Here is a 22,312-nt window from a genome sequence, read left to right as displayed (position 1 = left end):
ATGCTTTCAATGGCGGGTGGCGGCCGGACGGCGACGCGGCGTGTCGGGCAGCGGCTGGGGATCGAGTTCGGCGACCGTCAGCTGGTCGTCGACGAAGTATTTCTTGGCGGCGGCCTGCACCTGCTCGGCCGTGACTTCCTGCAGCTTTTCGATCAGTCGCTTGTTCGCCGTGTAGGGGACGCCGGAGGTTTCGAGCTGTCCGATTTCCATGGCCTGGGCGAACATCGAATCGAGTTTGTAAGTCTGGTTGGCGACGAGTTGCGCCCGGGCGCGGGCGAGCTCTTCGGTCGAGACGCCGTCGGCGACGATGCGGGCGATCTCGGTGCGGAATCCGTTTTCCAGTTCGGCCGGCGTCTTGCCTTCGCTCGGCGAACCGAGCAGGTAGAACAGGCCGGGGCCGCGCGAGGTGGCGTCGTAGCCGGTGCCGGCGCTGACGGCGAGGCGCTGTTCGCGCACCAGCCGCCGCGAGAAGCGCGCCGCGTCGTGTCCGTCGAGAATGGCGGCGAGCATTTCCAGCGCGTAGGGATCGACGTCCTTCTCGACGTCGCGCACCACGGGCACCTTGTAGGCCATGACGACAACCGGCAGTTCTGCCGGCGCCTTCACCGTCAGCCGGCGGGTGCCGGTCTGCGTCGGCTCGACCTGCGGCTTGCGTGCCGGCAACGGGCGCGCCGCCAGCGGGCCGTAGTATTTTTCCGCGAGCCGGAAGACGTCGTCATGATCGACGTCGCCAACGATGACGACAAAGGCATTGTTCGGTTCGTACCAGCGCTCGTACCAGTCGCGGGCGTCCTGGACCGTCATCGCTTCGAGATCGTTCATCCAGCCGATCACCGGAACCCGGTAAGGGTGCGCCTGGAAAGCGACGGCGCCCATCTGTTCGAAGAGCCGCGCCTGCGGCTGGTCGTCGGTGCGCAGGCGACGCTCTTCCATGACGACCTTGATCTCCTGTTCGAATTCCTTCGGGTCGAGGTTGAGGTGACGCATGCGATCGGCTTCGAGCTGGATCATCTGCTCGAGCTTCTGCTTCGGCACTTGCTGGAAGTAGGCGGTGAAGTCCTTGCTGGTGAAAGCATTGTCACGTCCGCCGGCGGCGGCGACGAGGCGGCTGAATTCGCCCGCGCCGATGCTCGGCGTGCCTTTGAACATCATGTGTTCGAGCAGGTGCGCGACGCCGGTCGTGCCGTTCGTCTCGTCCATGCTGCCGGCCCGGTACCAGACCATATGCACTGCGGTCGGGGCGCGGTGGTCTTCCTTGACGATCACGCGCAAGCCGTTGGCCAGCTGTTTTTCGTAGGGATTGGCGAACGCCGCTGGCGTCGCCGACAGGGCTGCCATCAGGGCCGCCAGCAAGGTGCCCCACCAGCCGATTCGTCGGAGTTCTCGCATTGAAGTCAATACCTTCTGTTAGAATTTCCCGGAACTTCCGGGGCTCGGCATCTTACCATCGCCCCATTCTTCCGGTATTCACAGACAATTTTCCCCCATGTTTAGTTTCTTCAAAAAGTCCGTCGATGCCCCGGCGTCGACCGCGCCGGCCGAGAATTCTTGGCGCGAGCGGCTCAAGGTCGGGTTGGCGCGTACGCGGGCGCAGCTTGGCGGCCGGCTCAAGTCGATTTTCGCGCGCGGCAAGGTCGATGACGAATTGCTCGAGGAACTCGAGGCATTGCTGCTGACCAGCGACGTCGGTCTCGACGCCACCGAACATCTGCTCGAAAGCCTCAAGGAGCGCGCCCGGCGCGAGTCGATCGACACGCCCGAAGGCATCCAGCAGGCACTTGCCGATGCCTTGCACGAACTCCTGCTGCCGCTGGAGCAGCCACTCGACGTCGGCAGCCACCGGCCGTTCATCATCATGATCGCCGGCGTCAACGGCGCCGGCAAGACGACTTCGATCGGCAAGCTGGCCAAGCATTTCCAGTCGCAGGGACTGTCGGTCCTGCTTGCCGCCGGCGATACGTTCCGCGCTGCCGCGCGCGAGCAGTTGCAGACCTGGGGCGAGCGCAACAATGTCACAGTCATTGCCCAGGAAGCCGGCGATCCGGCCGCCGTCATCTTCGACGCGATCTCGGCCGCACGGGCGCGTGGCATCGACATCGTGCTCGCCGACACCGCCGGCCGCCTGCCGACGCAGCTGCATCTCATGGAAGAAATCGCCAAGGTGCGCCGCGTCATCCAGAAGGCCGATCCGACCGGGCCGCACGAGACGCTGCTGGTGCTCGACGCCAATTTCGGGCAGAACGCGTTGGCGCAGGTCAAGGCCTTCGACAAGTCGATCGCCGTTACCGGGCTTGTCGTCACCAAACTTGACGGCACCGCCAAGGGCGGCGTCGTCGCCGCCATCGCCCGGCAGTGTCCGAAGCCGATCCGCTTCATCGGCGTCGGCGAAGGCATCGACGATCTGCGGCCGTTTGTGGCGCGGGACTTCGTCGATGCGCTGTTCGATCAATCGCAGGCCTGATCATGATCATCGCCAACGCTGTCTGCAAACGCTATTCCGAAGGGCTGACCGCCCTGCGCGATGTCAGTTTTGCGATCGAGGACGGCGAGATGGTGTTCATCACCGGGCACTCCGGTGCCGGCAAGACGACGCTGGTCCGTTTGCTCGCCGCGATCGAGCGCCCGACCTCGGGCAGCATCATCGTGAACGGTCAGAACCTCGCGTCTTTGCGGCGTGGGGCGATCCCCTATCTGCGACGCAATTTCGGCCTGATCTTCCAGGATCAGAAGCTGCTGTTCGACCGCAGCGTCCTCGACAATGTGCTGCTGCCGCTGGCGATCATCGGCCTGGCGCCGAAGGAGGCTGCGCGCCGGGCGCGCGCCGCGCTCGACAAGGTGGGGCTGCAGGCGCGTGAGAAGGCGTTTCCGATTGCCTTGTCGGGTGGCGAACAGCAACGCCTGGCGATCGCCCGTGCCGTCGTCAACCGGCCGGCGATCCTGCTCGCCGACGAACCGACCGCCAATCTCGACAGCGATACGGCCGCCGACATCCTCGATATCTTCCAGGCCTTCCATCAGGTCGGCGTGACGGTCATCCTGGCTACGCACGATCCGCAGTGGATGAAGCACCTGGGGCCGCGCGTGCTGCGGCTCGAACACGGTCGCCTGTCGGGCGCCGACGGAGACGCGCTATGAGGCAATTTCTCCATCAGCATGCCACGGCCTGGCGCGATGCCTTGCGCCGGCTGGGCGCTTCGCCGCTCAACACGATCCTGTCGCTGATCGTCATTGGCACCGCGCTGGCCCTGCCGAGCGCCGGCTGGGTGGTGCTCGACAACCTGCGCGGCCTGACCGACGGTGCCTCCGGCGTCCAGCAGATCAGCATTTTCATGGTCGCCGAGGCCGGCAAGAAGGACGTTGCCGAGATCGAGTCGCGGCTGCGCGAAACCAAGGCCGTTAACTGGCGTTTCGTCTCGCGCGAGGAGGCGCTGAAGCGCTTGCAGGCGAGCGAGGGCATGGCCGAAATCATCGCCAGCCTGCCGCGCAATCCACTGCCCGACGCCTTTATCGTCGAGCCGGCCGATACGCGCGCGGAAACGCTGGAGGCGATGGCCAAATCGTTCTCCGCCTGGCCGAAGGTCGCCCACGTCCAGCTCGACTCGGCCTGGGTGCGGCGGTTCAATGCCTTCCTCCGCATCGGCAAATTGTCGCTGACGCTGCTTGCCTCGCTGTTCGCCGGGGCGCTCGTGGCCGTGACCTTCAACACGATCCGCCTGCAGATCCTGGCGCAGTCGGCGGAAATCGAGGTGGCCAAATTGATCGGCGCGACCAATACCTTCATCCGTCGCCCCTTCCTCTATTTCGGCGCCCTGCAGGGGGCGCTCGGCGGTTTGTTCGCAGCACTGCTCGTCGGCAGCGGCGCCTACCTGTTGGCTGAACCGCTGGCCGAACTGATCTCGCTCTATGGCCAGGATTTTTCGCCGCACGGCTTGTCGGCGGTCGGCGTCGCCGCGCTGACGGCGGTCGGCGTCACGCTGGGCTGGCTCGGAGCGATCCTGTCGGTGGCCATTCATTTGCGCCGGTTCGACTGATCGGCCCGGAACCGGGGATGGCCGGCGGGGTCAGAGAGTGATCCGATTGTCCATGACTGTTCCGGAACATCCATGATCGATTCTCCTCGGCAATCTCCGCCGTCAAACCGTATCGACAGCTTGCGCGCCTACGTCAACGCCAACCGCCTCGCCGCCGGGATGTTGGCGTTGACGATCCTGGCGATGGCGGCGCTGGTGGCGCAGAGCCTCGTCCGTTTCTTCGCCGGCGAAGCGCCGCCCGGTTTCGAAAGGGCGCTGCTGGGCGGGCTGGCGGCGGCCGGCGCGACGGCGCTCGGGGCCTTGCCGGCCTTCGGCATGCGCGGCATTTCGCAGAAGGTCGAGGACAGCATGCTCGGCATGGCGGCCGGCATGATGCTGGCCGCCAGCGCTTTTTCGCTGATCCTGCCGGGTATTGCCGCCGGTACAGAGATTCTCGGCAGCAAGCTGCCGGGGACCGGTCTCGTCGCCTTCGGCATGGCGCTCGGCGTCATGTTGATGCTCGGCCTCGAACGCTTCACGCCGCACATGCATCCTTCGACGGGTCCCTGCGGTCCCGGCAACGAGCGCTATGGCCGGGTCTGGCTGTTCGTGTTCGCGATCGCCTTGCACAACCTGCCCGAGGGCATGGCGATCGGCGTCAGTTTTGCCCACAACGATTTGGCGGTCGGGCTGCCGACGATGTTGGCGATCGCCTTGCAGGACATTCCCGAGGGGCTGGCCGTGGCCTTGGCGCTGCGCACCGTCGATCCGCGCACCGGCCGCGCCGTGTTGCTTGGCGCCGCGTCGGGGCTGGTCGAGCCGCTTGGCGCCCTGCTCGGCATCGGTCTGTCCAGCGGTTGGGCGACGGCCTATCCGACCGGTCTTGGGCTGGCGGCCGGCGCCATGATCTTTGTCGTCTCGCACGAAGTCATCCCCGAAACCCACCGCAACGGCCATCAGACGCCGGCGACGATCGGTCTGATGGGCGGTTTCGTGTTGATGATGATGATGGATACCGTGCTTGGCTAAGCGCTTGTTTCGCTAGGGCTCGCGTGCCCTGTCAGGCGGCGAGGCGTGCCGATGCGCGCCGGCCGAGGCGGTTGAGCCAGAACGAGGCCATGATGACAACCCCGCCCAGCGCAATCCGCTGCAGGTCGGCGTCGCGGTTCCAGATCAGCACATTGACGAGCAGTCCGGCCGGGACATGCAGTTCGTTCATGATCGCCAGCACGCCGGCATCGACCTGCGTGCTGCCCTTGACCCACCAATACATGCCGAGCGCCGTGGCGAAGACGCCCATGTAGATCAGCACGCCCCATTGCATGGCGGTCTGCGGCATCTTGGCGGCGTCGCCGAACAGCAACCAGGAGGGCAGGGCGAGGACCAGCGCGCCGAGGAAAAAATGCCCGAACAGCCGGAACATCGGCACATCGGTCGGGTAGCGCAGCAGCAGGCGGCGACAGAGGACCTGCCCGGCGGCGAAGGTGGCGTTGGCGATCTGCAGCAGGACGAAGCCGAGCAGGTAGTCGCCGTGCAGCGGCCGGAAGCGGATGATGATGCCGCCGACGACGGCGACCGCGGCCGCCAGCATCGCCCAGCGGTTGAAGCGGCGTTGCAGCGCGTCGTCGATCAGGGTCACGTAGATCGGCGTCAGCACGGTGAACAGCAGGACTTCGGGGACGGTCAGCACGGCGAAGCTGCGGTACAGGCAGAGGTAGGTGACGCCGAACTGGAGCGCGCCGGCGAGCCAGAAGCCGCGGATCAGCGCCGCCGGCAGGCCGCGCCAGACGGTGAAGGGAACGAAGAGGGCGGTGGCGATCAGCACACGGACGAGGACGGCGAGGTCGCTATCGACCTGCCCCGCCAGGTACTGGCCGATCAGGCTGAAGGAAAAGGCCCAGAGAATGGTGACGACGATCAGGTAATTCATGGCTTCTTGCACGGACAATGAGCGTTCATGATACGGCAGCGCTTCGCTCGCTTGAAGTTCGGTTTTGCGCAGGGACTTGAACTTTGTGCGTGGCGTCGCCATATAAGCTGAAGTGCCGGACGCCATGTCGCTCCGGCATCGATCGTTTGGAATCGTGAAGGTAGGCGGGAATGAATGCGGATCTCGGGCACTACGTTGGCAGAATCGTCAGACTCCGGCAGCAGGTTTTTCAGGCGGTGCGCGAGCGCGCGCGGCGCCAGGGCGTCTCGCTCGAAAACTCGTTCATCGTCACGGAAGTGAAGCGAGGCGTCAAAAAGCTGGTCTGCTACGGCGCCAGTTTTCGCATCGAGGTGGCGGTTGCCGATGTGGTACTGGTCTAGGCGTTATTTCGGCAGGGATCGTCGGCCGCGCCGGATGCCGGTTGTTGCGCCGGAAGCAGTGATAGCGGCGTAACAACGCGCTTTTCCCCAAAAAATTTGTGGAATTGTGAGATCATTGCGGTTTACCGAAACGTCCCGGTTTTCCTCCGCGCCTTCGGTTGGTCGGGGAGAACCTTCGTGTCGGATTCGCGTGTAATCCGGGCGACGCTGTGCCGGCATAAACCATTCCCAACCACCTTACGAGGATGTCATGACCAAGCGAATTCTTTTCCAGGACACCACTTTCCGTGACGGGTTCCAGTCCGTCTTCGGCGCGCGTGTTTTTACGCGTGATTTCATGCCGGCCGTCGAAGCCGCGGTTGCCGCCGGCATCACGCACTTCGAAGCTGGCGGTGGTGCCCGTTTCCAGGCGCCGTTCCTGTACTGCGGTGAATCGGCCTTCGACATGATGGACGAATTCCGCAAGACGGTCGGTCCGGATATCCGCCTGCAAACGCTCGCCCGTGGCATCAACGTGGTGGCGCTGGAACAGCAGCCGGCCGACATGATCGACCTGCATGCCAAGATGTTCAAGAAGCACGGCATGACCCGCATCCGCAACTTCGATGCGCTGAACGACGTCAATAACCTGATCTACTCCGGCAAGTGCATCGTCGACGCCGGCCTCGAGCACGAAGTCGTCGTCACCATGATGGAACTGCCGCGCGGCTGCTCGGGCGCGCACGATCCCGAATTCTATGCTGGCGTGCTGCGCCAGATCCTCGACGCCGGCGTGCCTTTCACCAGCGTCTGCTTCAAGGACGCGTCGGGTACCTCGAATCCGCGCAAGGTGCATGAAACCTTCAAGCTGGCGCGCAAGCTGGTCGGCGACAAGGTCGAACTGCGGATCCACAGCCACGAGACCTGCGGTACCGGCCTGGCGCAGTACCTGGCCGCGATCGAAGCCGGTTGCGACGGCGTCTGCGTCGCCCGCGCCCCGCTCTCCGGCGGCACCTCGCAGCCCGACCTCTTCTCGCTCTGGCACGCGCTCAAGGGCACCGATTACGATCTTGGCATCGACATCGACAAGGTCATGGAAGCCAACCGCGTCACCAAGGAATGCCTCAAGGACTACGACTTCCCGCCCGAGGCCCTCGGCGTCGATTCCGAAGTCATCTTCAGCCCGATGCCGGGCGGCGCGCTGACGGCCAACACGCTGATGATGCGCGAGTCGAAGACCTTCCACCTCTATCCGAAGGTCATCGAAGCGATGGCCGAGTGCGTCGCGCGCGGCGGTTTCGGTACCTCGGTGACGCCGGTGTCGCAGTTCTACTTCCAGCAGGCCTATGCCAACGTGCTGATGGGCAAGTGGGAAAAGATGACGGACGGCTACGGCAACATGGTGCTGGGCTACTTCGGCAAGACGCCGGTCGCGCCGGATCCCGAGATCGTCAAGATCGCTTCCGAGCAACTCAAGAAGCCGGTGTTCACGGGCGATCCGATCAAGGATCTCGAACCGGGCATCCCGAAGGCCAAGAAGCTGCTCGAAGACAACGGCTTGCCGGCCACCGACGAAAACATCTTCATCGTTGGCGCCTTCACGACCAAGTCGGGCAACAAGGGTATCGACTTCCTCAAGGGCAACTTCAAGACCTCCGTGCCGAAGAAGGATCCGGCCAAGGCTGCTGCCCCGGCACCGGCACCCGCCGCGCCGGCAAAGGCCGAGCCGACCCCGGATGTCGGCGGCAATCTGTACCACGTGTCGATCGCCGGCCAGGCGTTCGACGTGCGCGTGCGCAGCCACTGAAACCGAGCGCCGGGCGCCTGACCGGCGCCCGTGCAGCGCACTGAATAGCGGGATTCCTGAAAGGGGATCCCGTTTTTTATGGGGCGTTCGCGGCCTGCCGTTGGTGGATGCTGGCCATGTGGCGCCGATCCCGGCAATGCCTCAGCCCCGGTGTCGAGGCTGAGGGGGGCGGTTGCGAATAAAAAAAGCGGAGCGACGCCCCTGGCAGCGATCTGCTGCCGTCGTCCCGCTGGAGGAAAACGTGTTCCCGCCTCAGCGCCTCGCTGCCCGGAGAATGCGACACAGGCGCGTCGTCGCCGCTTCGATCAGTTCCTCGCCGCGTGCCATGCACTCGTCGAGCGCCATTGGGCGGTCGCAGATGCTCATGACCGCGTCGATGCCCTGGGCGAGCGTTTCGTCGGCGCCTTCGCCGAGGCTGCCCGACAGACAGAAGACCGGTACGCGGTGAAGCTTGGCGGCCTTGGCGACGCCCACCGGCGCCTTGCCGAAGGCCGTCTGGAAGTCGGTGCGTCCTTCGCCGGTGATGACGAAGTCGGCGCCTTTGACTGTTTCGCCGAAACGCACGGCATCGAGCACGATTTCGACGCCGGGGCGCAGTTTGGCCGGGGTGAAGAGCAAGAGACCGGCGCCCATCCCGCCGGCGGCGCCGGCGCCCGCGGTTTCAGCGACGGTGCGCCCGGTGGCGGCCTGTGCAATCGTGGCGAAGTGCCAGAGCGCGGCGTCGAGTTCGGCGACGAGCGCCGGCGTGGCGCCTTTTTGCGGGCCGAAGACCGCCGAGGCGCCGCGCGGGCCGCAGAGCGGGTTGTCGACGTCGCAGGCGACCAGGATGTCGGATTCGCCAAGACGCGGATCGATCCCGGAAAGATCGACGGCGGCGAGTCGGGCGAGGGCGCTGCCGCCGTCGGGGAGTTCCTTGCCGGCGGCGTCGATGAAGCGCACGCCGAGCGCGCGCGCCATGCCGGCGCCGCCGTCGTTGGTGGCGCTGCCGCCGATGCCGATGATGATCTTGCGCAAGCCGGCGTCGAGTGCGGCACGCAGGAGTTCGCCGGTGCCGTAAGTCGTCGCCCGCAACGGATCGCGCTCGGCGCTGGCAAGCAGCGGCAGGCCCGATGCCGATGCCATTTCGATGACGGCGGTACGTCCGTCGCCGAGAATGCCCCAGTGGGCGCGGATGCGTCGGCCGAGCGGGTCGGCGACGTCCTGGTGGCGCAGTTCGCCGCCGGTGGCCGCGACCAGCGCTTCGACGGTGCCTTCGCCGCCGTCGGCGATCGGCATCTTGAGTACGTCGGCATCGGGATGAATCTTCAGGATGCCGCGTTCCATGGCCTGCGCTACGCCCAGCGCCGAAACGCTGCCTTTGTATGAATCGGGAGCGACGATGATACGCACCTTGATTTCCTCCTCAACATTCCAAAGCGCCGGCCATCGCCGGCGGCGGGGCGACTGCCCCGCGGGTCCGGCTCCGGCTCAGCCTTTGCGGCGCAGAGCCAGTTCGGCCTTGCTGACAATGTGGGCGGCGCTGAGGCCGTACTTCGCCAGCAGCTTCTCGTAGTCGCCCGACTCGGTGAAAGTGTCCTCGATACCGACGAATTCCATCGGTACCGGGCATTGCCGGGTCAGCACTTCGGCGACGGCGCTGCCTAGGCCGCCGTAGACGTTGTGTTCCTCGGCGGTGACGACGGCGCCGGTTTCCTGCGCGCAGCGGATCAGCAAGGCGGCATCGATCGGCTTGATCGTGTGGATATTGACGACGCGCGCCTGGATGCCGCGCTTGGCGAGAATCTCGGCGGCTTCGAGCGCCTTGATCAGCATGTAGCCGGTGGCGACGATGGTCAGGTCCTTGCCCTCGACGAGCGTCACGCCCTTGCCGATCTCGAAGTTGTAGCTCGCCTTGTCGAGGATCACCGGCACTTCGGCGCGGCTCAGGCGTAGATAGACCGGGCCCTTGTAGGCGGCGACCGCGCGCGTCGCCAGTTCCGCCTCGACCGGGTCGGAGACCGAGACCACCGTCATGTTCGGCAGCGCGCGCATGAAGGCGATGTCGGCGATGGCGTGGTGGCTGGCGCCGTCATACGAATCCGACAGGCCAGCGTAGGTGCCGGCGAGCTTGACGTTGAGGCCGGTGTAGGCGATCAGGCTGCGCACCGGATCGGCAGCGCGCAGCACCATGAAGGCGGCGAAGGTGTTGGCGAAGGGAATCTTGCCGGCGGTGGCGAGGCCGGCGGCCATCGCCACCATGTTGGCCTCGGCGACGCCGACGTTGTAGTAGCGTTTCGGGAATTCCTTGCCGAAGACGATGCTCTTGCTCGAGCTGCCGACGTCGGCATCGAGTGCGACGATGTCCGGATTCTCGCGTCCCAGTTGCGCGAGCGTCTCGCCATAGACGTCGCGGATCGCTCTTTTCGTGTTTGTCATAATCGTGCTCATACCGTCACCCCCAGTTCCTTCATCGCATTCGCATATTCTTCCTTGCCGATTGGCTTGCCGTGCCAGGCGCTCTTGCCTTCCATGAAGGAGACGCCCTTGCCCTTGACGGTCTTGGCGACGATCACCGTCGGCACACCCTTGACGGTGGCCGCCAGGTCGACCGCGTCGGCGATCGCTTCGACACAGTGGCCGTCGATCTCGATGACGTTCCAGCCGAACGAGCGCCATTTGGCGGGGATGTCGCCCATCGGCATGATTTCGCTGACGGTGCCGTCGAGCTGCACGCCGTTGTTGTCGACGATGACGAGCAGGTTGTCGGCGGCGAACTTGGAAGCTGACATCGCGGCTTCCCAGACGATGCCTTCCTGCAGTTCTCCGTCGCCCATCAGCACGACGGTGCGGTAATCGTGTCCGTCGAGCTTGGCCGCCATGGCCATGCCGAGGCCGGCCGGCAGACCGAGACCGAGCGGTCCGGTCGAGAGCTCGACGCCGCAGGTTTTCTTCGCGCAGGGATGTCCCTGCAGGTGGCTGTCGAGCTGGCGCAGGGTGACGAGGTCGTCCTGCGGGAAGAAGCCGCGGGCGGCGAGGATCATGTACAGCATCGGCGCGGCGTGGCCCTTGCCGAGGATGAAGCGGTCGCGGTTCGGATCCTTCGGGTTTTTCGGATCGACGCGCAGCTTTTCGAAATATAGCGTCGTCATGATCTCGGTCGAGGACAGCGATCCGCCCGGATGCCCGGTCTGGATGCCGAACAGCAGCTTGATCAGATCCCGACGCAGCCCGAGGCAGGTCTCTTCAAGGAAGCGCTTCCTTTCGTTGCTCAAACTCATTGCGTTCTCCTGGTAAATCGTGTGTGACGTAGCGCGCGAAGGCTCATTCGCCGATGTCGATGACAACCTTCATGACGCTTTCCGGATGGGTGTCGATGTGCGGGTAGACGGCTTCCATCTGGCGGATGTTGAAGTGGTCGCTGATCAGTCGCGAGGTGTCGATCTTCTTTTGCGTCATCAGGTCGATCGCCCGCTGGAAGTCCTCGCGCAGGTACATCATGATGCCGAGCATGTCGACCTCGCGGCGCTGGAAGAGCGGCAGTTCGACCTCGACCGGTTCCTTGTAGTTGGCGACGATGACGAGCTTCGACGAGCAGCGCGCGGCGGCGACGGCTTCGTTGAAGATCGCCTTGACGCCGGCGCAGTCGATGATGATGTCGGCTTCGTTCTCGCCGAACTCTTCCATGATGACGTCCTTGAGCTTGCGGCCGCGCGTGTCGATGCAGGCGTGGATGCCGCAGTCGCGGGCGATGGCGAGACGGGTCGGGTTGATGTCGGTGATGACGACCTTGCGCGCGCCGGAGGCGACGGCGACTTGCGCGACGAGGTTGCCGATCGTGCCGGCGCCAAGGACGACGACATTGGTGCCGGTGATGTTGCCGCAACGCCGGATGGCGCCGGTCGCCACCGCCGTCGGTTCGACCAGCGAGCCTTCGTCGAAACTCATCGTCTCGGGCAGGCGCAGCACCTTCGAGGCAGGGGCCGCGAAATATTCCGAGAACATGCCGCCGGTATGGACGCCGTAGACCCTGAGGTTCTTGCAGACGTTGGGGTGGCCGCTACGGCAGGGCGCGCATTCACCGCAGAAGACCTGCGGCTGGACGGTGACCTTGTCGCCTTCCCTGAATCCGGTCACCTTGCTGCCGACCTTGGCGACGACACCGGCGCCTTCGTGTCCCTGCACCACCGGGAAGCTCATGTACTTGTGCTTGCCGTGGTAGATCTGGATGTCCGAACCGCAGACGCCGACGCGCTTCATCCGGATCAGTACGTCGTCATCGCCGATGTCGGGGATCGGTGTGTCCAGGAAGCTCATCTTGAAGGCTTCCGTCATTTTTACTTGCAGCATCATGGTCTCCAAAGTCTGAAAACGTTTTGCGTTACTTGAGGGCGTGCGGCAGCCACAGCGAGACCCAGGGCACGTAGGTCAGCACGATCAGGACGATCAGCAGCACGCCGACGAAGGGCAATACTTCTCGCGCGATCTGGCCGAAACGCACCTTGGTCACCGACTGGGCGACGAAGAGCAGGATGCCGACCGGCGGATGGATCTGGCCGATGGTCAGGTTGACCAGCAGGACGATGCCGAAATGCACGAGGTCGATCTGGTACTGGGTCAGCACGGGGATCAGGATCGGCACCAGGATGATCATGATCGCGATCGTCTCCATGAAGCAGCCGAGCGCCAGCAGGATGAAGTTGAGCAGGATCAGGACGACCCAGGGCTTGTCGGTAGCCTGCGTCAGTGCTTCGGTGAGCATCTGCGGCGCCTGGGCGATGCCGATGTACCAACTGAACGGCGACGCGGCCGCGACGATCAGCAGGATCACCGCCGTTTCCTTTGCCGTCTGCAGCAGGATGGTCGGGACGTGCGTCCATTTCAGCGTCTTGTAGACGAAGAGGCCGACGATCAGCGAATAGAAGGCGGCGACGGCGGCGATCTCGGTGGCGGTGAAGATGCCGGCGCGGAAACCGCCAAGAATCAGTATCGGCATGAACAGCGCCCACACGGCTTCGCGGAACGACGAGGCCAGGCGGCTCCAGGCGAAGGCCGCGTCCTTGGGGAACTGGCGCTTGTGCGACACCCAGCCGACGACGAGCATCATGCCGCCGGCCATCAGCAGACCCGGCAACAGGCCGGCCCAGAAGAGGTCGCCGAGCGAGATGTTGGCCTGCCAGGCGTAGATGACCATCAGCGTCGAGGGCGGGATGATCGGACCGAGCGTCGCCGCAGCCGCGCAGAGGGCGGCGCCGAAACCGCCGTCATAACCGGAGCGCTTGAATTCGGAGCCGAACACGCGCGAGAGCGCCGAGCAGTCGGCGACCGAGGAGCCGGAAATGCCGGAGAGGAAGATCTCGCCGACGACGACGGTATGGGCGATGCCGCCGCGGATGTGGCCGATGAAGGCGCGGGTGAAGCCGAACAGGCGCTCGCTGATGCCAGAGTCATTCATCAGTGAACCGGCCAGCGTGAATAGCGGGATCGCCAGTAGCGGGAAAGACTGGACGCCGGTGACGACGCGCTGGGCGACGAGCGACAGCGGGATGCCTTCGAGGCCGATGACGAGCATTGCCGAGCCCATCATGGCGAGGGCGATCGGCAATCCGATCAGCAGCAGGAAGACGAAACTCAGGATGAGAATGGTCATTGGGCACCGCCTTCCTTCATGATCACGACCTCGGTTTCGCCGCGGAAGACCGGGGCGGCGCCCTCGTCCATCCAGACGCGCAGCGCGTGGATGATCATCAGCACCAGTCCGATCGGCATGGCGACGGCGAACCAGGCTTTGGAGACGCCCATCATCGGCGAGTCCACCACCAGTTCCTGCAGTACCTGTTCGATGCAGCCATAGACCATGGTGCCCATGATGACGATGCCCATGAAGACGGTCAGCACGTTGACCCAGGTGAACTTGGGCATGCGGAAGACCGGCGCCATGACGTCGATGCGGATATGCATTTGCGAGCGCACGGCGGCGGCCGCGCCGATGAAGACCATCCAGGTGAGCATGGCGACGATCAGTTCCTCGCCCCAGGTCAATGGATCGTTGAAGACGTAGCGCAGGATGACCGAGAGCATCACCATGAGGGCGATGGCGCCGTGAATTGCAATGACAAAGAAATCTTCGACCGCGGCGATGAGATCGTCGATCTGGCCGAATAAGTTGCGAAAACTGTTCATGTCTGTTCCCGAATACGAGTCAGTGAATCCGTATCGATACGCGTGGCAATCCCCTCCTGACATGATGTCGGGATGAAAGTCCTGGCGCGGGTGTCGGGCCGGCGTTGGCCGGCCCGGGTTGATCGGAGTCGGTTGCAGGCCTTACTTGGCGGCGTCGACCGCGGCGCGGATGCGCTTCAGGTTTTCCGCGCCCCAGCGCGCTTCCAGAGCCTTGTATGCCGGTTCCATACGGGCGGCGAAGGCGGCGCGATCGGGCTTGTCGTTGATCGTCGTCTTGCCGCTCTTGCGGATCTCCTCGAGCATGCTCGCCTCACGCTCCTGCTGGATGCGCGAGTTCTTTTCCGAGAGCGTGGCGATCTCGTCGAAGAGCAGCTTCTGGAATTCCGGCGACAGTTTTTCAAGCGAGCGCTTGTTGATGATGACGGTATTGTTCTGGAGCATGTGGCGCGTCATCGACAGGTGCGGCTGCACTTCGTAGAACTTGCGCGTATAGATCGTCGGGATCGGGTTTTCCTGGCCGTCGACAAGCTTCATCTGCAGCGCGGTGTAAACCTCGCCGAAGGGAATCGGCGTTGCCGCCGCGCCCATGGCCTTGATCATTTCGACCCAGACGGGCGATTCCGGCACGCGGATCTTGAGGCCGGCCATGTCTTCGGGTTTGTTCACCGGCTTGCTGCCGGTCGTCAGGTTACGCCAGCCCCAGTACCAGATCTTCGACAGCATCAGCACGCCGTGCTTGTCGCGCAGTTCGTCGAAGACCGGCTGGAAGGCCGGGCCGGTGATGACCTTCTGGGCCTGCGCCCAGTCGCGCCAGAGGAAGGGGCCGCTGGCGATTTCAAGCGCCGGGGCCAGGTTCGAGAGTGCGGCCATCGACGGTGCCGAGAGGTCGACGGCGCCCGACTTGACCTGCTGGATCAGATCGACTTCCTTGCCCAGCTGCTCGCCGGGGAAAACCTTGATCGTCAGTTCGCCCTTGGTCTTCTTGGTGATGTTGTCGGCAAACTCCTGGAAGAGTTCGGTTGCCAGTTCGCCATTGTTGTTGACGTGGCCGAAGCGCAGCGTGGTCGCCGCCTGGGCGGCGAAGGGCAGGGCGCTCAGCGTGGCCAGGACGGCGGTGGCGAGGGTCGAGGCGAACAGTTTCCGGGGGGTGAAACGATGCATGGTGAACCTCCTTGTGATCGGGTTATGGTTTTTACGTCGTCGAACAGCATCGGGGTGGCCGGTCGCGCCAGCCACCCGCAGGGGAATCAGGCTTTGCGGCGGACTTCGGTCTTGGCCAGCTTCTCGTAGAAGCGGACGATGGCGCTGTGGTCGCAGGCGCCCATGTCGTCACACTTGAGGGCTTGCAGCGTCTCCATGACGTTGGCCGTCAGCGGCGTCGCGACGTTGAGCGCGTGCGCCGTGTCGAGGGCGTTCTGCAGGTCCTTGATGTGCAGTTCGATGCGGAAGCCCGGCTTGAAGTTGCCGTCGAGCATCATCGGCACCTTGGCGTTCATGACGGTCGAGCCGGCGAGGCCGCCCTTGATGGCGTTGAACACGGCTTCCGGGTCGACGCCGGCCTTGGTCGCCAGCACGAAGGCTTCGGAGACCGCGGCGATGTTGAGGGCGACGACGATCTGGTTGGCGAGCTTGGTGACGTTGCCGGCGCCGACATCGCCGACCAGCACGACCGAGGCGCCCATGCACTTCAGGATCGGTTCGCATTCGGCGAAAACGGCGGCGTCGCCGCCGACCATGATCGACAGGGTTGCGTCGATGGCCTTCGGTTCGCCGCCGGAGACCGGCGCGTCGATCATCTTGACGCCCTTGGCCGCCAGTGCCTGGGCGACTTCCTGCGCTGCCTGCGGGGCGATCGAGCTCATGTCGACGACGATGGTGCCGGGCTTGGCGCCTTCGGCGACGCCATTGGCGCCGAGGACGACGGTTTTCACCTGCGGCGAGTTGGGCAGCATCGTGATGACGATGTCCGTCTGGGCGGCGACGTCCTTCGGCGTGGCGGCCGATTTGGCGCCGAGCGCGACGACTTCGGCGACGGCGGCGGTATTAATGTCGCAGACGGTCAGGTCGTAGCCCGCCTTCAGCAGGTTTTTACTCATGGGCTTGCCCATGATGCCGAGTCCGATGAAACCGATTTTCTTGCTCATGACCTCTCCTGAGGGGTGTTGGGTTCAGAGGGAATAGCCGTAGTCGCGGATCCAGCCCAGCGATCCGGCGGTGTTCGGGGTGGGGACGTATTCGAGACCGATGTAACCGTCATAACCAGTCGCCATGAATTCGGCGAGCAGCCAGCGGTAGGCGATTTCGCCGGTGCCCGGCTGGTGGCGGCCGGGGTTGTCGGCGATCTGGACGTGCGCGATGCGCGCCAGGTTCGTCTTCAGGATGCCGGTCAGTTCGCCTTCCATACGTTGCGCGTGATAGACGTCGTATTGCAGGTAGGCGTTCGGATGGCCGACAGCATCGAGGATGTCGAGCACCTTGCCGGTCGTGTCGAGGAAGAATCCCGGCACGTCGCGCGAGTTGAGATGTTCGACGAGCAGGCGGATGCCGGCCTGGCCGAGCGCCTCGGCGGCGTGGCGCAGGTTGGCGACGAGTGCCGCGCGCTGCTCGGCGACGGGCACGTCCGGCAGCGTCTTGCCGACCAGGCAGTTGATCTGCGGCACGCCCAGCGCTTGCGCGTACTCGATCGCACGGGCGACGCCGGCGCGGAATTCTTCCTGACGCGCCGGGTTGACGGCGATGCCGCGTTCGCCGGCGGCGAAATTGCCAGCCGGCAGGTTGATCAGCACCAGCGTGAGCCCGTTGTCCGTGAGCGCCGCCTTCAGGTCGGCGATCGCGTAGTCGTACGGGAACATGAATTCGACCGCCTTGAAGCCGAGCTTCGCAGCCGCCGCGAAGCGTTCCATGAAGGGCACTTCCTGAAACAGCATCGACAAATTCGCCGAAAACTTCGGCCTTGCACCTTCTGCGCTCATGTCTTCATCCCCTGTCTTGATTGGTTTGGCGAAAGCGTCGTTGCGCCGTCGCAAAAATGATGGGATGACTATGGCAATAACCGGGCCAGCGCCGGGGTTAAGCTGTATGAGACTGTTTTGTCGTGGTTTTCTGCTTCGGGTAGGGGAGACGTAAGCCTGTGTCAACGTTTCATAATGAAACGTCGATGTTTCATTATTTTTATTTCGTCATTCAGTTGGCGTCGCTGGCCGGCCGGGTGATGCGGCGGTTGTCGCGAATCCGGCGCCACAAGGTCGTGCGCCCGAGACCGAGGATGGCGCTGGTTTCCTTGACCGAACCGCCGGTCTTGTCGAAGACGTGGGCGATGTATTCGTCCTCGAGTTCCTTGAGCGTCATGTCGTCCGGGAAGTGCGTTCCGCCGGCGTCGCTTGGCGTTTGCGCTTGCGGCATGCCGGCGAGATCGTCGATGCCGACGATGCGGCGGTCGGTGACGACGACGGCGCGCTCGATCATGCCGCGCAATTCGCGCACATTGCCCTTGAAATGGTAGCGGCGCAGGTAGGCGAGCGCTTCGGGGCTGAGGCTGAGGCGGCCTTTCTGGTAGCGTTCGGCGAATTCCCTGAGGAAATGCTGGCCGAGTAGCTCGATGTCCTCGATGCGCTCGCTCAGCGGCGGGATGTAGAGGCTCAGGATGGCGATGCGGAAGAACAGGTCGCCGCGGAACTGGTGCGCGTCGATGAGTTGGCGCAGGTCGCGGTTGGTGGCGCAGATGACGCGCACATCGACCGGAATCAGCTTGTCGCCGCCCAGGCGCATGACCTGCTTTTCCTGCAGGACGCGCAGCAACCGGCCTTGCAGCAGCAACGGCAGTTCGCTGATCTCGTCGAGGAAGATCGTGCCGCCGTGGGCCATCTCGAACAGGCCGGCCTTGCCCTTGCGGACGGCGCCGGTGAAGGAGCCTTCGGCGTAACCGAACAGCTCGCTCTCGATCAGCGTTTCCGGCAGCGCCGCGCAGTTGATGGCGACGAAAGGCGCGTTGCGACGCGGGCTGGCGCGGTGGATGCTCTGTGCGAACAGTTCCTTGCCGACGCCGGACGGCCCGTAGATCAGCACCGAGGCGTCATAGGCGGCGAATTTCTGCGCGCTGCGGATGCAGTCGGCGATCGCCGCGCTGCCGTGGATGATGTCGGAAAACTGGTATTGGGCGACGAAGCCGCGTTCGGCGAGCTTGATGCGGATCTTCTGTTCGAGGCGCTGGACGTCGGTGATGTCCTGGTAGGTGGCGACGGCGCCGCGCACCTCGCCGTCGACGACGACCGGGATGCGGCTGGCGGCGACGACGGTCTGGTTGTTCAGCGTCTGGATGTCGCCGATGACCGACTGTTCGCTCTCGAGCACGGCCAGCAGCCGGGTTTCCGGGATGACCTCGGTGATCGGCCGGCCCATCGCCTCGTGGCGGCTGCAGCCGGTGATCTTTTCCGAGACGCTGTTGAAGACGGTGATGACGCCGCGATTGTCGATGGCGATGATTCCGTCATGGACGAAGTCGATGATGGCGGAGAATTGCTGGGCCTTTTCCTTTTGCAGTCGCGAGGCATAGAGGATGTCCTTGGCCTGCTGGATGGCGATCTGCATCGCCTGGCTGCCGGACTGGACCAGCGACGCCTTGCCGTTCGAGCGCAGCGCCGCCATCTTGACGTTGTTGTCGCCGACGAAGGTACGGATGCCCTGGCCGAGCAGGCGCTCGACTTCCACTTCGATGTCGCTGTGCTTGGTGATTTCGCAGCAGACGGCGGGCAGGTCCATGACCTTGGCGATCGTCTCGGCGCCGTAGATGACGTTGCGGAAGCCGATTACGCCGATCGGCCCGTCGATGCCGGCGTCCTTGGCTTCGGTGAAGGCGTCGATGAGGTCGAAAGCATTGACCTTGACTTCGACGGTCGGGATGTCGAATTCGCTGCGGATGAGTTCGTAGAAACCGCCGCGTGAGACGATCACGCGGGCGCCGGCATCGATGGCCGAGCGGGCGCGTTCGAGGACGTTGCCCGGTTCGGCTTCGAGCAGGCCGACATTGCTGTAGCCGTTTTCGGCGATGATGCGATGGGTGACGTCCGCCATCGCGGAAAACGGGGTGACGACGACGATTTCCTTCATGGGCCGGTCCGTTGAAGACGTAAGGATGGCGACCGCAGCCCTTTCGCGGCTGCGGTCCGGCCCAGATTCTATCGCTTTGCGCGGGGATTACGAGCGGATATCACGCGGAGATATCCGCGTGGCGTAGTGTTCCGGCGTATGCGCGGCGCCTATTCGCCTTCTATGCGGAAGCCGACTTTCAGCGTTACCTGGAAGTGTGCGACCTTGCCTTCGACGACGTGTCCGGTCGTCTTTATGACCTCGAACCACGAGATGCGGCGGATCGTCTTGGCGCTGGTTTCGATGGCGTTGCGAATGGCGTCGTCCGTGCTGACGTGCGAGGAACCGACGATTTCAACCATTTTATAGACGTGATCAGACATGGTAGCCCTCAGAAAGTGGTGTTTGTGCGAGCGGTTTGACCGTGGTCCGGCGCTCAGGGTTCATTCTGCCCCAAGGTGGTCGTCTGCCGGTACTGGAAGAGCACATCGTCGATGAGGTCGTCGAGATCGACGGCGGACAGGCCGAAGAATTGGGCGACCGGTGCCGCTGCGCGTTCCCACTCGTGTTCCTCCGGTTTGCGCAGGAGCATGCCGGCGATGCGTTCGGAAACGAGTGTGATGCCGATGAGGACGCAGACCTCGTCACCTGGCGCGTGGGAGAGCGAGCCGTCGAGCACGTCATGGTCGTGATGGTAGCGGATGGCCTCACAGAGGACGTCCGACAGTCCCCAGCTTTTCGTCATCAGGTAGCCGATCGTCGCATGGTCGGTGCCGTGTTGTTGCTCTTCGATCTCGGTGAATTTGCTCAGGCTCTTGTTGGCCAGTTGCAGCGTGTCCTTGTAGTCGGGAAAGCGCTGCATCATCAGCGGGATGCCACAGTCGTGGAACAGGCCCATGCAGTAGGCGGTTTCGCGGCGCGTGCCTTTGAGCTGTCCGCTGAGCAATGCCGAGATCTCGGCGTTATGCGCGGCGCGGTCCCAGAAACGTTCCAGGTTGAGCTTCTTGCCGCCGCTGACGGCCTGGCGGACGAAGTGGCCGACGACGAAATTCATCAGGTTGCGGTTGCCGATCATGAGCACCGCATCGTCGACCGAGTTGACCGAGCGGTTGATGCTGGCGCCGACCGAATTGACGATCTTGAGGACGGCGGCGGACAGGGCGACGTCGCCCCGGACCAGCGCGGCTATGCGGCGCGGGTCGCCGTCTTCCTTGCGCAGCTCAGCGTTCAGGTCGTTGAGGATTTGCGGGCACGGCGGGATCTTGAGACCGCGCAGCAAGGCGGCTGGGTCGGTTTTTTTTGCGGCAGGCGTCATGGCTTGAATCGACATCGTGATATTTTCATCGAGTATTGCATATCTCGGTCACCGCTGTCGCGTCGGTCATCGGCATGATTCCCGCGTCATGTTGCCTGGAGGGCGTGGCGGCGCTTGCCGCCTGGCCTAGGCGGGGTGATCAGACGTAGAGGAGATCGCGGTCGAGCAGATCGGTGACCAGCATTTTGCCGGGCGCGTGCGTGATGCAGAAGGCCGGCTTGGCCTCCATGACGACCGACTGGGGGGTGACGCCGCAGGCCCAGAAGACCGGAATCTCGTCGGGCAGGACGGCGACCGGATCGCCGAAGTCGGGGCGCTGCAGGTCGGCGATGCCGATCAGCGATGGATCGCCCAGGTGGACCGGTGCGCCGTGCACGGTCGGCATCCGCGCCGTGACCTGGACCGCCTTGATCGCGTCGGCGGCTTTCATCGGCCGCATCGAGACGACCATCGGCCCGTGGAAAGGTCCGGCCGCCCGGGTGGCGATGTTGGTGCGGTACATGGCGACGTTGCGGCCTTCCCGGATATGGCGAAGGGGTATGCCGGCGTCAATGAGCGCCTGCTCGAACGAGAAGGAGCAGCCGATGACGAAGGTGACGAGATCGTCGCGCCAGTGTGACAGCAGGTCGACGGGTTCCTCGACGAGGGCGCCGTTACGCCAGAGGCGATAGCCGGCGACGTCGGTGCGGATGTCGAGGTCGGCGCCGAGGCCCGGCAGATGCGGGTCGCCGGGCTCCGAGACGGCCAGCAGGGGGCAGGATTTCGGGTTGCGCTGGCAGAAGCGCAGGAAGTCGTTGGCTTCGCTTTCCGGCAGGATGGCGACATTGCCCTGGACATGACTCGGCGCCATGCCGCTGGTTTGCCCGCGCCAGCGTCCCTCGCGTACCGCCAGGCGTGCGTCGAGCCCGGTGCGGACGAGTGGACGGGCCGCTGTGTCGGTGGAGGTGCAGGATGCGATTTGGGATGGCATGGCGTCTTCCTTGTCGCCCCGGAGGGGCGGAAAGTGATCAAGATGTCCTTGCCGCGATAGTACCGAAAATTTCCGTTGCTGGATTCGTCAGGCGCGCTTTTTCGATGCCATTCGCTTGCGATGCGGCAGCATGGTTTTCCGATTGCCGGTGTCGCAGTTCATGACAAAGTGCTGCGATCGGCGTAGAGTCCTTGACTTGGAAGCACGGACCAAGAGCATGGGTTATGACAGTTATGGCGGTCACGGGATCGCGCCGGAGCATCTTCTCGCTTCGCTGAAAATCGGCGACGCAGCGATCGATGGCGAGCACGAGCGTTTGTTCGGCGAACTGTATCGCCTGCGGCAGGAGATGCTGGCGGGCGGGGCGGCGTCCGGCGGCCGGTCAGGGTTCCAGTCGACGCTGGGCACGATCGGCGCCACGATGATGGCGCACTTCGAGCACGAAGAACGTTTCTTCGCCACGCTGGGGATGCCCGAGTCCGAAGTGCTCTGTCATCTCGGCGCGCATCGGGAAATCGTGCATCAGTATGCCGAACTCAATCTTCGCCTGCTGCAGGATCCGTCACTCGATAGCGAGGCGGTCCTGACGATGGTGCAGGAGTGGATCTTCTACCACCTCATCCGTTACGACCTGAAAATGCGGCCCTATGTCGCGCTCATGCATTCGGAGTGAGGCC

General features: G+C 64.2%; 21 protein-coding genes and 1 pseudogene. 7 read left to right on the top strand and 15 right to left on the bottom strand.

Translation table 11 applies throughout. From position 1 onward, the window contains the following. Window positions 1–6: 6 nt before the first annotated feature. On the bottom strand, window positions 7–1,389 hold the full coding sequence (locus BLR25_RS00395) for a M16 family metallopeptidase (RefSeq protein ID WP_091931687.1): 1,383 nt from the start codon (window positions 1,387–1,389) through the stop codon (window positions 7–9). A gap of 97 nt (window positions 1,390–1,486) precedes the next feature. Here BLR25_RS00395 and ftsY point away from each other — a divergent pair, with 97 nt between their 5' ends. The 4 genes from ftsY (at window position 1,487) to BLR25_RS00375 (ending at window position 5,039) form a co-directional block, all read left to right on the top strand. Then, complete coding sequence (gene ftsY / locus BLR25_RS00390) at window positions 1,487–2,461, top strand: signal recognition particle-docking protein FtsY (RefSeq protein WP_091931682.1); 975 nt, start codon at window positions 1,487–1,489, stop codon at window positions 2,459–2,461. Between the two features lie 2 nt (window positions 2,462–2,463). Further along, entirely contained in the window at window positions 2,464–3,135 is a 672-nt protein-coding gene (locus BLR25_RS00385) for a cell division ATP-binding protein FtsE (protein ID WP_091931679.1), read from the top strand. Further along, on the top strand, window positions 3,132–4,031 hold the full coding sequence (gene ftsX / locus BLR25_RS00380) for a permease-like cell division protein FtsX (protein WP_091931674.1): 900 nt from the start codon (window positions 3,132–3,134) through the stop codon (window positions 4,029–4,031). Before BLR25_RS00385 ends, ftsX begins: the two co-directional genes overlap by 4 nt. A gap of 72 nt (window positions 4,032–4,103) precedes the next feature. Beyond that, window positions 4,104–5,039 carry a ZIP family metal transporter gene (locus tag BLR25_RS00375; RefSeq protein ID WP_091931671.1) on the top strand — a complete coding sequence of 312 codons (936 nt, stop codon included), beginning with the start codon at window positions 4,104–4,106 and terminating at the stop codon, window positions 5,037–5,039. 31 nt (window positions 5,040–5,070) lie between these two features. Here the strand turns inward: BLR25_RS00375 and BLR25_RS00370 are convergent, their stop codons facing one another. Then, complete coding sequence (locus tag BLR25_RS00370) at window positions 5,071–5,940, bottom strand: EamA family transporter (RefSeq protein WP_091933499.1); 870 nt, start codon at window positions 5,938–5,940, stop codon at window positions 5,071–5,073. 170 nt (window positions 5,941–6,110) lie between these two features. Here BLR25_RS00370 and BLR25_RS00365 point away from each other — a divergent pair, with 170 nt between their 5' ends. Then, on the top strand, window positions 6,111–6,320 hold the full coding sequence (locus BLR25_RS00365; RefSeq protein WP_091931668.1) for a hypothetical protein: 210 nt from the start codon (window positions 6,111–6,113) through the stop codon (window positions 6,318–6,320). Window positions 6,321–6,570: 250 nt separating this feature from the next. Continuing rightward, window positions 6,571–8,106, top strand: coding sequence for a biotin attachment protein (locus BLR25_RS00360; protein ID WP_091931664.1), 1,536 nt, complete (start codon window positions 6,571–6,573; stop codon window positions 8,104–8,106). Between the two features lie 252 nt (window positions 8,107–8,358). Here BLR25_RS00360 and BLR25_RS00355 read toward each other — a convergent pair whose 3' ends face one another. From BLR25_RS00355 to BLR25_RS00295, 13 genes and pseudogenes are all read right to left on the bottom strand, one after another. After that, window positions 8,359–9,495: a glycerate kinase gene (locus BLR25_RS00355; RefSeq protein ID WP_091931661.1), complete on the bottom strand. Its 1,137-nt coding sequence runs from the start codon at window positions 9,493–9,495 to the stop codon at window positions 8,359–8,361. A gap of 78 nt (window positions 9,496–9,573) precedes the next feature. Then, the gene (locus BLR25_RS00350) at window positions 9,574–10,521 is read right to left on the bottom strand and encodes a transketolase family protein (protein ID WP_091933495.1); all 948 of its coding nucleotides are present in this window, start codon (window positions 10,519–10,521) and stop codon (window positions 9,574–9,576) included. Window positions 10,522–10,529: 8 nt separating this feature from the next. Further along, window positions 10,530–11,363: a transketolase gene (locus BLR25_RS00345; RefSeq protein ID WP_091931656.1), complete on the bottom strand. Its 834-nt coding sequence runs from the start codon at window positions 11,361–11,363 to the stop codon at window positions 10,530–10,532. A 43-nt stretch (window positions 11,364–11,406) separates the two neighbouring features. Continuing rightward, window positions 11,407–12,435, bottom strand: coding sequence for a zinc-dependent alcohol dehydrogenase (locus BLR25_RS00340; RefSeq protein WP_091931652.1), 1,029 nt, complete (start codon window positions 12,433–12,435; stop codon window positions 11,407–11,409). A gap of 28 nt (window positions 12,436–12,463) precedes the next feature. Beyond that, window positions 12,464–13,732 carry a TRAP transporter large permease gene (locus BLR25_RS00335; RefSeq protein ID WP_091931648.1) on the bottom strand — a complete coding sequence of 423 codons (1,269 nt, stop codon included), beginning with the start codon at window positions 13,730–13,732 and terminating at the stop codon, window positions 12,464–12,466. Continuing rightward, complete coding sequence (locus BLR25_RS00330; RefSeq protein ID WP_176785687.1) at window positions 13,729–14,265, bottom strand: TRAP transporter small permease; 537 nt, start codon at window positions 14,263–14,265, stop codon at window positions 13,729–13,731. The genes BLR25_RS00335 and BLR25_RS00330 overlap by 4 nt, the downstream gene beginning before the upstream one ends. A 141-nt stretch (window positions 14,266–14,406) precedes the next feature. After that, complete coding sequence (locus BLR25_RS00325) at window positions 14,407–15,426, bottom strand: TRAP transporter substrate-binding protein (protein WP_091931640.1); 1,020 nt, start codon at window positions 15,424–15,426, stop codon at window positions 14,407–14,409. Between the two features lie 86 nt (window positions 15,427–15,512). Beyond that, a pseudogene (garR, locus tag BLR25_RS00320) lies at window positions 15,513–16,412 on the bottom strand (2-hydroxy-3-oxopropionate reductase); the annotation flags it as partial. Window positions 16,413–16,433: 21 nt separating this feature from the next. Then, window positions 16,434–17,237 (bottom strand): hydroxypyruvate isomerase, encoded by an 804-nt coding sequence (gene hyi, locus BLR25_RS00315; protein ID WP_091931631.1) that lies wholly within the window; start codon window positions 17,235–17,237, stop codon window positions 16,434–16,436. Window positions 17,238–17,448: 211 nt separating this feature from the next. Next, window positions 17,449–19,371, bottom strand: coding sequence for a sigma 54-interacting transcriptional regulator (locus tag BLR25_RS00310; RefSeq protein ID WP_091931626.1), 1,923 nt, complete (start codon window positions 19,369–19,371; stop codon window positions 17,449–17,451). Window positions 19,372–19,520: 149 nt separating this feature from the next. Next, window positions 19,521–19,733, bottom strand: coding sequence for a dodecin (locus tag BLR25_RS00305; RefSeq protein WP_091931621.1), 213 nt, complete (start codon window positions 19,731–19,733; stop codon window positions 19,521–19,523). 53 nt (window positions 19,734–19,786) lie between these two features. Further along, window positions 19,787–20,665 carry an HDOD domain-containing protein gene (locus tag BLR25_RS00300; RefSeq protein ID WP_176785686.1) on the bottom strand — a complete coding sequence of 293 codons (879 nt, stop codon included), beginning with the start codon at window positions 20,663–20,665 and terminating at the stop codon, window positions 19,787–19,789. A gap of 139 nt (window positions 20,666–20,804) precedes the next feature. Next, a complete protein-coding gene (locus tag BLR25_RS00295; protein WP_091931613.1) occupies window positions 20,805–21,635 on the bottom strand; it encodes a putative hydro-lyase in 831 nt (276 codons plus the stop codon). A 217-nt stretch (window positions 21,636–21,852) separates the two neighbouring features. Between BLR25_RS00295 and BLR25_RS00290 the strand changes: the two genes are divergently transcribed. Then, window positions 21,853–22,308, top strand: coding sequence for a bacteriohemerythrin (locus tag BLR25_RS00290; RefSeq protein ID WP_176785685.1), 456 nt, complete (start codon window positions 21,853–21,855; stop codon window positions 22,306–22,308). Window positions 22,309–22,312: the final 4 nt, after the last annotated feature.

Origin of the sequence: Propionivibrio dicarboxylicus (assembly GCF_900099695.1) — a bacterium.
In the GTDB taxonomy this organism is placed as follows: domain Bacteria; phylum Pseudomonadota; class Gammaproteobacteria; order Burkholderiales; family Rhodocyclaceae; genus Propionivibrio; species Propionivibrio dicarboxylicus.
Note: the sequence above shows the minus strand (reverse complement) of the source record. Positions and strands in the feature narration are given on the sequence as shown.